Consider the following 15,730-nt stretch of genomic DNA (forward strand, 5'->3'; position numbering starts at 1 on the left):
TACATTCAGCAGGCAAGTAATTGAATGTAAGCAGATGCTTCACCCCAACAGTGCATTCACCATTCCAAGTTCTCACGGTGCAACTGAAGCCGTTCTAACCATAGTAATTACATATAGTTGTCTATGGCATTAATGCTGAAAAACATAGAGTATCTTTGTAAGAATTAGGCTGTAAATCTGGGGTATAGTTAGCACACAAAGTGATGTCTTTATAACCATTCTCTTGTAAGCACGATATAAATTCATCCCTGCCAAACCAATGCAGTGGCAGACGTTGAAGTTCAGTAGCTATGAGGTTACCATTTAACCACTTTTCATAGCGAATGAGCGTCAAGTTTAGTTGTTCTAACCAGTCAATACTAGAAGAAGATTGCATGAGGATGATTGAGCCGTCAGCACACTCAATTGGCTCCCGTTGCTTAACAATGTTCTGGGCTTTGAAATCTTCAATCGGAAGTTCCAAATCAATAAAAATACGCCCCTGTGGTTCCAGGTGTCGTGCAAAGGCTTGCAATGCCGCAATAGCAGCAGAGCGTGACAACAACATGAACGAGCCAAAGGTCACGACTATTGCATTGTACTTTCCAGGCAAGTCCAGATTCTCTACCTCACCTTGGTAAATGACAGGCTCCAAATCTCTTTCTAAACAATGTTTGCGGCAACAAGCAAGCATATCTGGTGAAGCATCAATGCCTTCAACGTTAAGACCTGCTTCTAACAGTGGGATGAGTAGTCGTCCCGTACCCACCATGACTTCCAGAGTTCTGCCACCAATTTTGTCAAGATATTTTATGTAATAATTCAAGTTGCTAGTTACTCTCCAAGAGAGATGACATAGGGGTACATAAACAAGAAAATCCCTCCAGACAGACAATGAGGAGGGAGAAATGTTAAATGAAATAGTTACTATATATTCTGTCATAGATGACCTCTTGAAGATGATTGGACATAAGGAAGATATTCGTTGCCAAATGAGTGATGCAGAAATTATCACAACGGCAATAATCGCGGCGATGTTCTTTAGTGGTAATCAGAGTCAGGCTTGCAGCTATATGAAAGAGCATAACTTGATACCCGGAATGTTAGAAAAATCACGATTTAATCGGAGATTGCATAATGTCTCGATGTTAATTAACGATTTATTTCATCAAATAGGAACAGCCCTGAAAGAAATTAGTGAAAATACGGAATATCTTTTAGACTCGTTGATCGTACCAATATGCGATAACATTCGGATCTTTAATGCGAAGTTAATTCAATCGGAAGAATATCGGGGTTATATCGCATCCAAGAAACGTTATTTTTATGGTGTGAGAGTACAGTTATTAGCTACCAAAACAGGTATTCCTGTTGAATTTGTGTTCATGCCAGCTAGCGCAACAGATATACGGGGATTGAGTGCTTTGCCCTTGAATTTACTGCCTGGGAGCCAAGTTTATGCCGATTCTGCCTATCTTGATTACACTGTGGAAGATGACTTGATTGAAACTAGTCAAATCTCGATGCAAGTCATGAGAAAAAGTAATTCTAAACGCCAAGATACACCGTGGAATCAATACATTAAACAGTCTATTCGTCATTACATTGAAACCGTATTCAGCGGGATTACTAGTTGTTTCCAAAAATCGATTCATGCAGTAACATATGAAGGGTTTTTACTGAAAGTGCAAGCTTTTATTTTTGCCTACACTCTGCGACGAGCTTTTATTGACTAAGTTGCAAATGTAACTTTGTATTCAACTAAACTGAACATTCCTGATTGCGCTTTTATAGTGGTTGTAGCTCGTACAACTGCTTATTTACTTTGCCTACACTTCCCATATCCTCATTTATATTCTATTACCCGCAACTTGGGTTAATATGGAACATCAGGGTATTGTCCACCGATAGGCTTGGTAATATCATATACTTCCGTGCATAAGGTTCCATATTTCGTCAGTGTCATCGTTAGCCTTTCATCTCACATTCAAGCTCTATCAAACTTAATAGCTTTTGTTCAACATTTGTTAAATACGGCCGCTTCAGTTCCCCCAAATATTTCAGCACAGCACGGGACAGCTTTTTTGTAAACTGATATTTACTCCAGGTAAGACTTGAATTAAGCAAATGTTACTCTACTTTTGGTAGGTGCAATCGCCCAAGGAGAAAGACAGATGAGGATTGATGATTACAATGCAGCAAAAGCACTGACTGAAAAATTAAAACAAAGTCTACCAATTAAAGTCAAGGCTGGCAAACAGTTTTTTAAAACGTTAAAACAAAAAGGAGAACCTGCCAATCCAGACAGAGAATTTGAAATTGATTTCGTGGGTTATTCAGGAGATGAAGGCGGGATTATGTGCGGGCTAAAAGAGCCAAACAGTCCCGAAAATCAAGAAAAATACGTTTCTTCTATTACTCATCTAAAAATTGACCATAATCATCCCTTAGCTTCTGAAGTTCAGGCTTACCAACATCAGCGAATTCATAAATTAATGTTGCAAAATTCTAGAGGTTTTACAGCAGAGTTAATGACAATAGAGCCGACAAAAAAGAAAAAATCTGCTAAAGGTTTTGGGAATTGATTAACTCTAAACTTGTAAAGACAAAAGGTCAGTATCTGCAACTCCGTTTCAATCCCTAACAGTAGATGAAATTGTGGTAGGTAAGTAGCGGACTGTTCGCCGTTATAGCAGTTTTTACTATGTTGCCTTTGTTCCAGTCAAGGGCATCGGCATCATGATGATGGCGAACAAGAACTATCCCATCCTGGCTCGCGTCAAAGCCGCCTACCAGATATTGATGGCGCTAGATAGCAAGCTCGGATTAACGAGTACTCGTTGAGGAAGCTCCTCTTTAAATCAAGTTGTGGCTTGCCACCGTCTCAAAAATGAACGAACACAGGGAAGGCGCACCGCCTTAGTTTAATAGTTCTTTACCTGTTCATCCAAAAAACACCATAACCACTGTTCTCCTAACTCCGCCGAGCTAATCACTGAATGTCCAGTTTCCTCATAATGCTGCCGTGCGTGTTAATGTTCAGAAGAATCACAGCACAGCATCTTGCCGCAACTTTGGCAAATGCGAAGATGCACCCAGCGACTGTTGATCCGGATACACTCTTCACAGCGGAACATTGGATAGTTTGCTTTAGAAATCAGAGTGTCCACAGTCAGATTATCTAAATGTTCGCAGCTCATAGAGATTTGAGTGACACGTTAATCAGAGTATAGATTGGTGTGGGGTAACACAGCTAAATTTGTTAGTTAAGCATTAACGTTCCCGTTCATCCGATGCAGCCAAGGTTTTGCAGACTTAGTATTAATCCCATAGCCTACATCAGCAAGGCTTTCGCCATTCTTGGGAGAAGCGATTGGGGAGGCGCTAGCCTACGCATTGCCTAATAGAGCGATGTCCACTTTTAGGGGTTACACCTACACACCTTAATCTATCCCCAAGTTTCTTTTCATCAGCAACCGCTCATCAGCAAGCATATTCTGTAGTTCGCCATTGTTGGGAGATCCGATGGAGGAAGTAATTAGCTGTGGTATTAGTTCAAAAGACAATCACATTATCTTGTCAGTGAAGCGCATTCGCTTTTGGCATTGGTGCAGCGATCGCCTCTGCAACATCTGCAATTCCACACTCACGTTCCCCCGCCGTTGCCCCACGCTGCCTTTATAAGAGCGATGGCTGCGCCAACGCCAAAGGCGAACGCTACGCCTTTGCAGCGATTAGATTGCTTGACCACTAGCAATAATTCATCTATGGTGCTACTTTTTCTTTGAACAGCTTCCCAGCAGAAAACGCAGGCACTCTCGTAGCTGGAATAGTCATTGTCTCTTAGGTTTTGGGATTACGCCCCTCGCGCTCGGCACGTTCGCGTCGCTCAAATGAGCCAAAGCTTTCAAGAAGAATTGCTCAAAGATGAGTTGGCTAAAACGCGCAAGTCTGAGGTGGAATACCCAAATTAACTAGCTTTTGAAGTGATCGCTAATAAAAACCCTTTCAATTTGTCTCTTCGCAGCATGAGTGCGCTTGGGAATGAGAAGGGGTTGGATTATTTAATCATTCATCATCACTCTTGTTGACTTATCCCTGGTCTTGTATTTAAGGGACTTGCATTCCGCGTTGCACAGCCGGACGTTGCTGCACTATCTCCACCCAGCGTTTAAGATTTGGGTAATTGTCGAGTGTTAAACCTTGAAATTCATAAATCGCTACCCACGGATAAGTTGCAACATCCGCAATAGAATAGTTACCACAGATAAATTCATTGTCTTGCAGTTGTTTATCTAAAACACCATAAATGCGTAAAGTTTCCTTTTCGTAACGTTCGATGGCATAGGGAAGTTTTTCGGGTGCAAAGCGTTTAAAGTGGTTAAGTTGCCCAAACATTGGCCCGACTCCTCCCATTTGGAACATCAGCCACTCTAGGACTTGAAAACGGCTTTTTTGTTCAGTGGGTAAGAGTTTACCTGTTTTTTCGGCTAGGTAAATTAGAATTGCACCCGATTCAAAAACTTTAATCCCAGTTTCTTGGTCAACAATGGCGGGAATTTTACTATTGGGATTGATGGCAATATATTCAGGTGTAAATTGCTGTTGAGTAGTAATGTCAATTTTGTGGACATTGTAGGGTAATTCGACTTCTTCCAGCATGACGGAAGCTTTGCGTCCATTGGGCGTGGTGAAGGTGTAGAGATCAATCATCTGCTGCTATCCCAAAATCTTGACATTTTCCGATGATAGTGTAGCTTTGATTAAGAAATTAGGGTATTAGCCGATAGAAAGATAACAGCAATACTGAACAGGTAGGTGATCACTTTTTTTCTTCGCTTATCCGTTTGGACACTAGCTCTTAAATATGATTAGGGGTGCAGGGGTTGATCCGAGGGAAGCGATGCCAAACGCGGGGAGCGTCTCCAAGAATTGGCGGTAAACTACGCCTCTGGGTTCCAGTTTCAAGCTAGAAAAATGGCGTAGGCACAGCCCTAAAAGTAGACATCGTATACCACTGATTTCCTCTTTTGAAAAAGCACTTACGCAATCGCGTGCAGAATGTGTTTAGTGATAGCTATCCTATTAAATAGAGTTTTAGCAAAACAGTCAGTCAATTTCATCGGTGTCTAACAATCCACAACAGCAATGCGAACTCTGCCAAAGAGAGATGGAATCTTTGACTGTCCATCATTTGGTTCCGCGACAATATACCAAACGCAAAAAACAAGACCCTGGCCCAACAGCAAATATCTGTTCTGCCTGCCATCGCCAGATTCATGTTTTATTCGATAATAAGCTGCTAGCCCTTGAACTCGACACTTTAGACAAGCTCAAAAATGAACCGCAAATGCAGAAATTTTTGGTTTGGGTAAGAAAGCTTTCCCCAGGTAAGCGGGTATCAGTCCATCGCTAAAAAATAAGGTGGGATGGCGTAAGCGCGTTGCTCCCGGCGAATATGCGATCACACGACTTGTACCCTAATGATAGATACGCTCTTGAATTTAGAGTAGTAAGCAAGGGTGATATCAGTTATTGCAAACATTACTATGACTAACCCTCAACCTCTACTGCCACAACCCGAACTAGAAAGAGCAGGAATTACATTTGAGCAGTATGAAGAATGGCTCTCCCAGAGTAACTATGGTAAAATAATATAAATAATTAAATAAATCTTAGATAATTTAGATTTTTTAATAGAGCAAACCCAAGCTATAAATAGAATTCTAGACTAATTAAATAATATAAAAATTCAAAAATATTGATATTAAAACCTTTGTTTTAATAAATATGCCATCTAATCCCTTACTTCATTTCATTACTAAAGTTATTAATCTTGAAGATGTCAAGGTTATTAATTACCATTTTCTTACAGATGATGAAATAGTAATAGAAATTGAAAATAAGCTGAAAGTTGCTAAATGCCCTCACTGTGGAAATACCTCCGATAAAATCCATCAAAATCATTGGTATAGAGTCAGAGATATACCCCTAAGCGATTATCAAGTATTGTTAAAAGTAAATCGTCGTCAGTTGAAATGTCAAAAATGTCAGAAAGTATTCAGTGAAGAGTTAGATTTTATCAAAGCCAGAAGAACTTATACAAAAAGACTGGCGATGAAAGTAATTAAGGAAGTATTAGAAACTAATGTAAAAAGTGCAGCCATCAGAAATAGAATGACAACCTCTGAGGTGGAAACAGTATTAAAATAACTGGAAGTTGATTTACTCACAGAAAAACCTAATAAGTTAAAAAAGTTGGGGATAGATGAAATCACCCAGTTAAAAGGAGGAAAAAATTATGCGGCAGTTCTGGTGGACTTAGAAACAAAAAAACCAATAGCATTATTGGAGAAAAGAAATAAAGCAGTAATAGCAGAATACTTATCTAGTCTAGGTTTAGAGATTTTAACCCAAATAGAAGAAGTTAGCATAGATTTATGGATACCATATAAAAGTTTAATCCAAGAAATGATGCCAAATGCTCAAATAGTAGCCGATAGATTCCATGTCATGAAACAAATAAACGAGGAGTTAGATCAAAAGAGAAAGAAAGCAAAAAGAGCAGCAGAAAAAATTAAAAATAAGAAAGAGAGAGAAAGTACATTAGCGGGGTTGACTCATAGTAAATACCCTTTATTAAAGAAAAAAGAAAACCTTAACTCCGAGGAAAAGGCGAAGATAGAATCAGTGGAGAAAGTTGCCCCTGAGCTAGGAAAAATGTATTGAATGAAAGAAGGACTTAGAGATATATTTGACAGTCAAATAACCAGTGATGAAGCCTTATATAAATTCCGAGAATGGACAGAAACAGCTTATAAATACTTCCCGAAAAGTTGTCGAACAATAAGTAGATGGATAGATGAGATTCTCGCTTATTTTGATAGCCGAACTACTCAAGGAGTTGTTGAAGGAATTAATCAAAAGATTAAGCTGATTAAAAGAAGAGCTTATGGTTTAACTAACTTTGATAATTTTAGAAGAAGAATTTTACTCAATTGGTATTTCTGCTACTAATTTATCATATCTAATCTGGGAGAGCCACAAAAGTTAGCGGTTTAACATACAGCCAAATTGACTTTGCTACTGGAGAGTTCCGTTTTAACACAGATGCTGTTACATTTGGCTTACAAGGCTTGCCAGTAGGCGAAGTAGTGTTGTTTGGTAAAGGCAGTAATAAATTGTTTGGCACAAATAACGCTACTGGAGTAATTGACTTCCTCTCCTCAAAAGGGACTGCTACAAATATTTTTACTATTACTAGTGGCGAAGGTTTATTTAAAGGCGCTGTCGGCACACTCACACTTGAGGAAGTTTATCAAATCAGTCTAGACCCAAATATTCCTACCACAGGCACATCGAAAGTAAATGGAACTATCCAGGTATTTGAGGAAACAGTTCCAGAGCCAAATACTGCCACTACCTCGGCTCTTATAGGCTTGATGGGGGCGGCTTTTTGGCTACGACGGCAAAGAAATACGCCCACTTCTAGCTGATAAAAGAACATAAGGGAGTAGTTAACATTGCAATATAATCACTGTGCAACTTCTGGTTCTTGCGTCCGTTTTATGGAAAATTAATACTAAAGTGCCAGTTTAATAAACTGCGTATACGAAAATTATTGAAGTTACGAAAGCCATATCCAAGTCGTTTAATTAACTTGAGTTTATTATTAATCCCTTCTACAGTACCACTGGTAGTTCTGCCGTCAAAATAACCAACTATTTCCCCAAACCATCTCACCATTGTCCCTAGACTTTTCGGAAAATATGAACGAGCATCATACATCCAATCTAATAATTGCGTGATGCTATCTCCCCAAGATTTAGTCGTGTCAAATATCTGGCGAAATTGTTCTTTAAGTGCGTGCATTTTAGCGAGATGAGGCGAAACTTCTAACACAGATTGTAATTTCAATTTTTGCTTTTCATTTAAAGAGTTTTCATTTTTCAGTAAGCTATGTTTACTCTTGTTTAATGCTTCTAACTTTCTGGCTTTTTCTAATTCATCATCTAACGACATTGCAGCTTCTTTTTCATTTTTACGCATAGTATCTAATTCATCCGTAATTTGTTTCATCACATGAAACCTGTCAGCAGTTATGTTGGCATTTGGCATTAAATCTTCTACTAATTTTTTATAAGGTGACCAGAGATCAATACTCACTTCTTCGATCTGATTAAGTACATCAACTCCCCAAATTACAATAACTTCACGGATATCTTCTATTCTTCTCGACTGCACTATCTCTATTAGTTTATGACTATCTAAATCCACTAATACTGCTAAGTAGTTTCCTTGTCCTTTCACCAATGCAATCTCATCTATCCCTAACTTTCTTACCTGACTTAAGTTAATAGTTAGTATTTGTGACACCAGATTATTTAACATCGATTCTACTTGTTCATCACTCAAACCATTTCTCTGGGCAACACTATGGATATTACTATTTAATACTTGCTGAACTATGTCGGATGCTAATCTTTTAGTATATCCTTTACTTTTATCTACAAAATCTAGTTGTTCACTAAATACTTTTTTACACTTATGACATTTAAATTGGCGGTGATTTATTTTTAAGAGTACTGATTTTTTATTCCACGGTAAATCATGAATCATCCGCCAATGATTTTGATGTATGCTGCGAGTAATTTGTCGACAGGAAGGACAAGTTGAATAATTCACTCCTTTTTCTATGGTTATAATTATTTCTTCCCCTTCAAGTTCTTGAAAATCTAATACTTGCATTTCGGGAAGGTTCAGGATTTGTTCTACAGGAAATTTCATAGCGTTTGCCTAAAACTTTACCGTGTTTTAATCTAAACTAAATTTCCACGGCTTTTTAAGTATGCTTAATATTTCTTAAATGCTCACACCACAAGGGTTTTAAGTATCAATAACACTAAATTACAGCCGCTAAAATCTAGTAATTTTTAATTAACAGCATAAAACTACCGGAAGAACCCAACTTCTTTAAACTGTCATTAATTACTCGTGAGAATCGATTATTATTGCGATCGCATAAATTCTGGATGATAGCGATCGCGTTCTTACTAATTAGGCAAATTATCATCTATCATAGTTTCAATAACAATACCACCAAACCGAGCTTCATCATCTCACTCTATTAATGTAACTAATATTACTTGGATTTCCTCTTGAGCTTCAGTTACAGTTCCCTCAAATTCTCCACTCATTGAGGTATTAAAGAAACTCAACTTTCGTCCTTGGGCATCACTTGCTTTGCTATAGCAATTATCACAATCGAGGATATAAAAGTTGGCTTAATTGTAGTGTCGGCAGATTATCCTCCTACCGATGCGGTTAAGTATTCACGTTTTTCTCTTGTGATTCAATTGCCAGCACCTAATCGCAACTATCTCAATTGATACAAGAGCAACGTATAGGGGAATTCCCAAAAGTGTGATGGCGTTCCGCCATCGCACACCAACTGCATCTGATACTGTAGTCTGTGTTTAGAAGTAGAGCAATCAATGTAGACGAAACCTTACCCTGGTTAAAGGTGTAGGCACAGCCCGCCGCAGGCATGGCTTGACTTTGAAATAACAGCAACCGCAAGGAATAAAATTGGACAAGTGAGATGACATCAGATGAAACGCTCAAACCAAAGGTATTAAACAAGGTAACTCGGCGGCTGATTCCCTTGTTATTTGTGCTTTATATCATTGCTTATTTGGATCGGGTTAATGTCGGGTTTGCCGCCTTGCAAATGAATCACGATTTGGGCTTTAGTTCCACAATCTATGGTTTCGGCTCAGGGATTTTCTTCCTGGGCTACTTTTTGTTTGAAATTCCTAGCAATCTTATCCTAGAAAGAATTGGTGCTAGGGTTTGGATTGCCCGGATTGTCATAACTTGGGGCGTAATTGCCGCAAGTATGATGTTCGTTAAAAGTCCTTTGAGCTTTTACTTATTACGTTTTTTATTAGGAATTGCCGAAGCTGGCTTTTTCCCTGGGATTATTCTTTACCTCACTTATTGGTTCCCAACAATTCAACGCGCTAAAACCGTAGCTTTATTTATGACAGCAACTGCGGTAGCTGGGATTGTAGGAGCGCCCCTTTCTGGTCTGCTGCTGACCCTACATGGAATTATGGGATTAGCAGGTTGGCAGTGGTTATTTCTAGTAGAGGGTTTACCCGCCATCTTTATGGGTTTTGTAGTGCTGAGTTATCTCTGCGAACGTCCAGAGCAAGCTCAATGGTTGGAAGTAGAGGAGCGTTCCTGGCTCCAGGAGAGATTACGGCTAGAAAACGAACACAAAACTAGGCACAAGAGTTACACCTTACTTCAATCTCTTGTCAATCCTAAAGTTTGGTTACTGAGCCTGATTTATTTCACACTAGTAATTGGTCTTTATGGTATTAGTTTCTGGCTGCCACAAATTATTAAAGGTTTTTCTGGATTAAGTGACCTATGGGTGGCATTTCTTTCAGTTATTCCGTATCTTGTAGGTGCGATTGGAATGGTTTTTGTTGGTAGCCACTCAGACCAGACTGGAGAACGCCGCGCTCATGTAGCTATCCCAGCTTTTATTGGCGCATTTGGTCTAGTTTTAAGTGCTTACTTTCATCAGCCTGTGACTGCGCTAGCGTCCCTTTCCTTGGCAGCACTGGGAATTTGGGGGGCTTTAGGGCCATTTTGGGCTTTACCCACTGCTTTTTTGAGTGGTACAGCTGCTGCTGGCTCCTTAGCGTTAATTAACTCTGTAGGCAATTTAGGAGGATTTGTTGCTCCCTACGTTATCGGCTTAATTAAAGATGCCACTAATAGTTTTACCGGAGGGCTGCTTGTAATGGCAGCAGCACTGCTATTTGGCGGAATTCTTGCTCTGATAGTGCGTCATGACTCTTCTTTAGAAAGACTCGATACTATCTCTTGATGATACATTCGCTCTTGAGAGTGAACTTGGTGATTTATTGGACAAGGGGAAAGGGCAAGAATGTTTTTAGCCATTTCCCCTTTAACATGAATCCCTTTTCCCAGCCATAACCCAGCTTCTGCTTGGGTTGGCAACCTACTACTACCGCTGACCTTCTCAAAAGTCAAAATTCTTAGCTTATGCCCCCAATGTACTAGACCATTACTAAGCAGTGATTGGATATTTAAAATAAACACAGCGATCGCGCTTGTCTAACATCTGCAACCCAACACCCACGTCCCCCCTACAGTTACCCTATGCGGTCTTGAGAACAGCAAGGGCTACAGCAGGAGCAGTGATTGATTACTAGCGGTAAACCTAATGCATCTATGGCGCTACTTTTTCTTTGAACAGCTTCCCTGGAGAAAACGCAGGCACTTTGGTAGCTGGAATAGTCATTGTCTCTTGGGTTTTGGGATTACGCCCCTCGCGCTCGGCACGTTCGCGTCGCTCAAATGACCCAAAGCCAACGAGCGTTACCTTCTCCCCATTTGCTACAGCTTCGCTCACTACTTCTAAAAAAGCACTGACGATTCCATCAGCTTGCTTTTTTGTGACGTTGGCCTTTGCTGCTACAGCATCCACTAGTTCACCTTTGTTCATAAATTATTTCTAAGTGTTGTTTTTAAAAGTTGGGCGTACAAAAACCTTAACACACCAGTTTTTCACTGCAAATAAAAGAACTCTTGCATCAGTACCTCCTATTATTTAAATTATTATTCAGTTTTTCAGTTTGCTAGAAAAGGAGTAGTGATGTCTAAAATTGAGGACAACAAAATAATTGCTCAACGATGGCTTGACCTGATTAGTGAGCATCAGATTGAAGATATTTGCTCTATGACTGCCCCGAATTGGAAGATTCATGGTGCTTTACCTGGGCTGACTCCAGGCCCAGACGGAGTACGTCAACTGTTTGGCTCATTCGGAGATATCAAGCAGAAATGGACAATTGAAGACATAAGCTGTTCCACTGACAAAATTTCAGATTCACAATCTGTTCAAGTTCATAACCGCATTAGAATAAATCAATTTGTTACCAAGCTCTTATTTTAAACTCTAGCAAATTCAACACTTTTTCTTCCAAAGCCGTCAAATAAGCCCGATTCAGCTTCGCCAGCGACTCTAAAAACCTCTGCACCGATTCCTCCAGTTCACTCGAATACACTCGTGTAATGCGATGGCATTCGGCAGGCAGGTAATTGTAGGACTTTAGGTACTGCAACCCAACCGTCAATTAGCCATCCCACAGTCTTACAGTGCAACTGAAGTCGTTCACTTGTTTGACAATCGCCTAACAGCCAGCCTTACCTCTGAGTTCTGGGTTGTCTTTAGCTAGAATTTGGCACATCTCCCCGATTTGGTAGCTGTTAGGAACTTGGGTGCGTTACATAAACCTTTGTATGGCATCCTTGACAATCCTAAGTCTTAAGAATTTGGCGTTGCAGAATAGAAATATGAATTAGGGCGATCGCTATGCAATGTCCAAGGTGTGCATCAACTCACATTCGTAAGAATGGTCAACAAAGAGGTAAACTCTCATTACATCTGTGTTCAATGCAAACGTCAGTTTATTGAGTTTTATGATCAGAAAGGATATACAGAGGATATTAAGCGTGAGTGCTTAGAGATGTACGTTAACGGTTTGGGATTTCGAGCTATAGAAAGAGTTAAAAAAGTACATCATACTACTGTGATAAATTGGGTGAAAGAAGTTGGGATGGCTTTAACAGATACGCCTGATAGAAGTGAAATACCAGAAGTTGCAGAAGTTGATGAACTAGAAACTTTCATCGGTAAAAAAAAACAAAATATGGCTGTGGACAGCCGTAAATCATAGTACTGCGGGAATTATATCTTGGGTTTTAGGCGATAGGAGTTCAGAAACTTTTAAAATATTGTGGCAGATTATAAGATGTTGGCAGTCTTATTTTTATGTTACTGATGGATATACTGTTTATCCTGTTTTTATCAGTAATGAAGACCATATTGTTAGTAAGACTTATATGACGAGAGTAGAGGGAGAAAACAGTCGTCTAAGACATTATCTGGCTCGCTTACATCGTAAAACATGAGTGTTACTCCAAATCAGAAAAAATGCTGAGGTATTCTATTCGATTAGTAATACATTATCTTCAGTACGGTGATGATGCGCTGCGGGCGCATAGCGCCCGCAAGCTTGAGGTGATCGCATAATTCATATTTTGATTCAGCAACGCCGATTATCGGCTACGCATTTAATGACAATGGTGAACGCCGCTCTTTCTTACTAACTCCAGTCCCAGAACCTCTAACTACAGGAGCTACAGTTTTAGCTGGAGTAGGATTGCTATATCTGCGTTTCCGTCAGCGCCAGTTATCAAAAGAGTAGAATTCAAGTATGAAAATACTGAGTTAAAGGTCACTTACAAAATCTTTACAATTAGTGGACATTTTGCCAGTTACAGGCTACTTTGTAAAACTTAGAACCTTTTTCCCAATAAGATTTACCGTATTGGGTCTGACGGTGTTGCCAATAATCTTTAAGATTAGGGTCGTCTGGGGATGCAGTACCTTTGACCTTGACATACGTTGGATGGTAATGTCCGCCACTGGGAGAGTTGGCTCTCCACTCATTTTGTAAGGATTCATTTCATCCTTTAACACTCAACTTCTACATCGCACCGCTACTTTTACCCCAACCCGGAACTCCGAGGCAAGGGTGGCTGCTGGGGCATCGTTAATCAGGTAAATGACTTCAGCTGTACCGTCAAAACCTGGGATGGGGAGTATACTAGGGTGTTGACTTTGAGAGCTTGAGGATGGTAGTTTCTCATGCAAGAACTATGTAACACTTGAGAGTAAATGCAAGAGTTTAAAAGTCCAAGTAGTCGGTTGGCAAGGCTATTTCACAAGGGTCGAGACAATTGGAAACAGAGAGCCTTGGAAAAGCAAAAAAAACTGAGAGCATTAGAAATAAAAGTGAGAGATTTATCCGCGTCAAGAGATTATTGGAAGAATCGAGCCAAAAATGCTGAAGAAAAACTACAAAAAGCAAACATAGAAACAGGCTTGGAAAAAAAAAGAGATTGATTCAGAAGGAGAGTTAGTTGCTAAGGGGCATCATTATTCAGCCGAAACCATACAAATTTCAGTACAACAGGTAATCAAATGTGGCAGCAGTTATAGAGGGGTTGTTCATACATTTGAGTTGTATAAAGAAATTTTCTCTGAAGCTACGCCTAGCTTTAGTAGCGTTAGAAAATGGTTAGGGAGAATTGGGTTGTATGAACTGACGAGAGAAAAAGAATACCGAGATGATTGGATTTTTATTGTTGATTTAACGGTAGAACTAGGAAATGAAAAAGGTTTAGTAGTTTTGGGAGTTCCTGAACAACTGCTAATAGAAGAAGTTTTTCCGTCAAAAAGAGGATTGCAACATCAAGATGTTCAAGTTCTGGCATTGGAGATAATGCGTTCAACCAAAGGCGAACTCATAGAGCAGAAATTGACGGAAATCACTCAAAAATTTGGTCGCCCTAAACAAATAATTGCGGACAGAGGCAGCGATATTCAAAGAGGAATAAAGCTGTATAAAAGTCAATTTCCTGATGTAATTTATACATATGATGTAACTCATGCAATGGCTTTATTCCTGAAGCATGAGTTAAGAAATTGCGAAAAATATCAGTCTTTTATACAGCAGTGTAGTCAATGCCGAAAACAACTGCAACAGACGGAATTATCTTTCTTATCCCCTCCATCGCAACGTTCACAGTGCCGTTATTTCAACGTAGAAAAACTTCTAGATTGGGCTTTCCGTATATTGAATTCGCCGTTAGATACTTTAACCTATTTAGTACCAAGTATAGAACCAGACGTTCTTCACAGTAAATTGAAAGAGAAGTTTGCATGGTTAGCGGCTTACCAAAATTCCCTAAAAAATTGGAGCCAAATGGTTCAAATCACTCGTTTTGTAGAAACTCAAATTAAACTATGTGGGCTAAACCAAGAAATATTCAGTATTATTCAACAACACTTAACAATGCTTGTGAATTATCCCGAAGAGTTTGCACAAAAAATTCTGGGCTATTTAACAATTGAGCTTTCTTTTATTCAACCAGGACAAACATTATTAGCTACAACGGATGTTTTGGAATCGCTATTTGGAAAATACAAGCAATTTTCTTCTCGTTCTCCTTTTAAACAAATAGGTCAAATGTTTTTGAGTATTTGTTTATCAACCATGAATTTGACAACTACTCTTGTGAAAAAAGCATTAGAAACAATCCGTTTTTTAGATGTTGAAGACTGGGCGGCTCAAGTTTTTGGTCAATCCATGCTCTCGAAAAGAAGAATTTTGTTTTCTGTCTCAACTAGCGACACAGAAACTGCATGAGAAATTTTGAGGGTTTCTTCAACAAAATCAACACCCTAGGAGTATACGGTTGGCTTGCAGTACCTGAAGTCCTTCAACTACCTACCCCAGGAGTGTCAACAGATCCAATCCTTGAGCGATCGCCTTGCGCGAATATATTCTGATTCGCTGGAGGAGACAGTCAAAAGTCTGTTGCAGTCGTTGGGGAAACTGAATCGACCTTATCTTACTGCTGTGGAAGAAAAATTGTTGAATCTTCTAGAGTTGGAATATGAGATAAGATAACCCCTGAGCAATTTTGGCAATTTGGCATTTAATATCAATTATCTTATCTCTTATACAGGTGTATAGCACTACCCTCTTCATACTTTTGTTTTGGCGAAGGTATTGGAGTGACGATACTTATGCTAAAGTTTTAGACAAAGTCGCAGAGCCAGGTATTTTTTTAAGCTTTA

Annotated in this window: 17 protein-coding genes and 3 pseudogenes; 14 read left to right on the forward strand and 6 right to left on the reverse strand. The window is 39.4% G+C overall.

All coding sequences use genetic code 11. The annotated features are described in order from the left end of the window. Positions 1 to 121: 121 nt before the first annotated feature. Positions 122 to 805 carry a class I SAM-dependent methyltransferase gene (locus WKK05_RS14350; RefSeq protein WP_341530317.1) on the reverse strand — a complete coding sequence of 228 codons (684 nt, stop codon included), beginning with the start codon at positions 803 to 805 and terminating at the stop codon, positions 122 to 124. Positions 806 to 887: 82 nt separating this feature from the next. Here WKK05_RS14350 and WKK05_RS14355 point away from each other — a divergent pair, with 82 nt between their 5' ends. From WKK05_RS14355 to WKK05_RS14365, 3 genes are all read left to right on the forward strand, one after another. Further along, positions 888 to 1,715, forward strand: coding sequence for an IS982 family transposase (locus WKK05_RS14355; RefSeq protein WP_341530318.1), 828 nt, complete (start codon positions 888 to 890; stop codon positions 1,713 to 1,715). Positions 1,716 to 2,153: 438 nt separating this feature from the next. Continuing rightward, entirely contained in the window at positions 2,154 to 2,564 is a 411-nt protein-coding gene (locus WKK05_RS14360; protein WP_341530319.1) for a hypothetical protein, read from the forward strand. Positions 2,565 to 3,578: 1,014 nt separating this feature from the next. Continuing rightward, positions 3,579 to 3,767, forward strand: coding sequence for a hypothetical protein (locus tag WKK05_RS14365; RefSeq protein WP_341530320.1), 189 nt, complete (start codon positions 3,579 to 3,581; stop codon positions 3,765 to 3,767). Here the strand turns inward: WKK05_RS14365 and WKK05_RS14370 are convergent. Further along, positions 3,745 to 3,882, reverse strand: a pseudogene (locus WKK05_RS14370) (HU family DNA-binding protein); the annotation flags it as partial. The gene WKK05_RS14365 and the pseudogene WKK05_RS14370 overlap by 23 nt on opposite strands. Between WKK05_RS14370 and WKK05_RS14375 the strand changes: the two are divergent. Continuing rightward, a complete protein-coding gene (locus WKK05_RS14375) occupies positions 3,816 to 3,953 on the forward strand; it encodes a hypothetical protein (RefSeq protein WP_341531304.1) in 138 nt (45 codons plus the stop codon). The pseudogene WKK05_RS14370 and the gene WKK05_RS14375 overlap by 67 nt on opposite strands. Positions 3,954 to 4,089: 136 nt before the next feature. On the opposite strand, the gene WKK05_RS14380 is transcribed toward WKK05_RS14375, so the two are convergent. Continuing rightward, positions 4,090 to 4,692: a glutathione S-transferase N-terminal domain-containing protein gene (locus WKK05_RS14380; protein WP_341530321.1), complete on the reverse strand. Its 603-nt coding sequence runs from the start codon at positions 4,690 to 4,692 to the stop codon at positions 4,090 to 4,092. Positions 4,693 to 5,104: 412 nt separating this feature from the next. Here WKK05_RS14380 and WKK05_RS14385 point away from each other — a divergent pair, with 412 nt between their 5' ends. The 4 genes and pseudogenes from WKK05_RS14385 to WKK05_RS14400 all read left to right on the forward strand — a co-directional run bounded on the left by WKK05_RS14385 (position 5,105) and on the right by WKK05_RS14400 (position 7,475). Next, positions 5,105 to 5,395: an HNH endonuclease gene (locus tag WKK05_RS14385; protein ID WP_341530322.1), complete on the forward strand. Its 291-nt coding sequence runs from the start codon at positions 5,105 to 5,107 to the stop codon at positions 5,393 to 5,395. Between the two features lie 374 nt (positions 5,396 to 5,769). Then, on the forward strand, positions 5,770 to 6,192 hold the full coding sequence (locus tag WKK05_RS14390) for a transposase family protein (RefSeq protein WP_341530323.1): 423 nt from the start codon (positions 5,770 to 5,772) through the stop codon (positions 6,190 to 6,192). Between the two features lie 45 nt (positions 6,193 to 6,237). Beyond that, positions 6,238 to 6,996 (forward strand): annotated as a pseudogene (locus tag WKK05_RS14395) (ISL3 family transposase). A gap of 119 nt (positions 6,997 to 7,115) precedes the next feature. Beyond that, positions 7,116 to 7,475, forward strand: coding sequence for a hypothetical protein (locus tag WKK05_RS14400; protein ID WP_341530324.1), 360 nt, complete (start codon positions 7,116 to 7,118; stop codon positions 7,473 to 7,475). 70 nt (positions 7,476 to 7,545) lie between these two features. Here WKK05_RS14400 and WKK05_RS14405 read toward each other — a convergent pair whose 3' ends face one another. Together WKK05_RS14405 and WKK05_RS14410 are read right to left on the reverse strand one after the other, a co-directional pair. Then, positions 7,546 to 8,766 carry an ISL3 family transposase gene (locus WKK05_RS14405; RefSeq protein ID WP_341530325.1) on the reverse strand — a complete coding sequence of 407 codons (1,221 nt, stop codon included), beginning with the start codon at positions 8,764 to 8,766 and terminating at the stop codon, positions 7,546 to 7,548. 136 nt (positions 8,767 to 8,902) lie between these two features. Then, positions 8,903 to 9,052 carry a hypothetical protein gene (locus tag WKK05_RS14410; RefSeq protein WP_341530326.1) on the reverse strand — a complete coding sequence of 50 codons (150 nt, stop codon included), beginning with the start codon at positions 9,050 to 9,052 and terminating at the stop codon, positions 8,903 to 8,905. Between the two features lie 528 nt (positions 9,053 to 9,580). Here WKK05_RS14410 and WKK05_RS14415 point away from each other — a divergent pair. After that, positions 9,581 to 10,882, forward strand: a complete 1,302-nt coding sequence (locus tag WKK05_RS14415; RefSeq protein WP_341530327.1) for an MFS transporter — start codon at positions 9,581 to 9,583, stop codon at positions 10,880 to 10,882. A 366-nt stretch (positions 10,883 to 11,248) separates the two neighbouring features. Here WKK05_RS14415 and WKK05_RS14420 read toward each other — a convergent pair whose 3' ends face one another. Then, a complete protein-coding gene (locus WKK05_RS14420; protein WP_341530328.1) occupies positions 11,249 to 11,524 on the reverse strand; it encodes an HU family DNA-binding protein in 276 nt (91 codons plus the stop codon). A 150-nt stretch (positions 11,525 to 11,674) separates the two neighbouring features. Here WKK05_RS14420 and WKK05_RS14425 point away from each other — a divergent pair, with 150 nt between their 5' ends. The 5 genes and pseudogenes from WKK05_RS14425 to WKK05_RS14445 all read left to right on the forward strand — a co-directional run bounded on the left by WKK05_RS14425 (position 11,675) and on the right by WKK05_RS14445 (position 15,560). Then, on the forward strand, positions 11,675 to 11,974 hold the full coding sequence (locus WKK05_RS14425; RefSeq protein ID WP_341530329.1) for a nuclear transport factor 2 family protein: 300 nt from the start codon (positions 11,675 to 11,677) through the stop codon (positions 11,972 to 11,974). A 420-nt stretch (positions 11,975 to 12,394) separates the two neighbouring features. Beyond that, positions 12,395 to 13,114: pseudogene (locus tag WKK05_RS14430) on the forward strand (IS1 family transposase). 726 nt (positions 13,115 to 13,840) lie between these two features. Further along, positions 13,841 to 13,990, forward strand: a complete 150-nt coding sequence (locus WKK05_RS14435) for a hypothetical protein (protein ID WP_341530330.1) — start codon at positions 13,841 to 13,843, stop codon at positions 13,988 to 13,990. Positions 13,991 to 14,108: 118 nt separating this feature from the next. Further along, entirely contained in the window at positions 14,109 to 15,296 is a 1,188-nt protein-coding gene (locus WKK05_RS14440; protein WP_341530331.1) for a hypothetical protein, read from the forward strand. Between the two features lie 54 nt (positions 15,297 to 15,350). Then, the gene (locus WKK05_RS14445; RefSeq protein ID WP_341530332.1) at positions 15,351 to 15,560 is read left to right on the forward strand and encodes a hypothetical protein; all 210 of its coding nucleotides are present in this window, start codon (positions 15,351 to 15,353) and stop codon (positions 15,558 to 15,560) included. Positions 15,561 to 15,730 lie beyond the last annotated feature (170 nt).

Source organism: Nostoc sp. UHCC 0302 (genome assembly GCF_038096175.1).
GTDB lineage: Bacteria > Cyanobacteriota > Cyanobacteriia > Cyanobacteriales > Nostocaceae > UHCC-0302.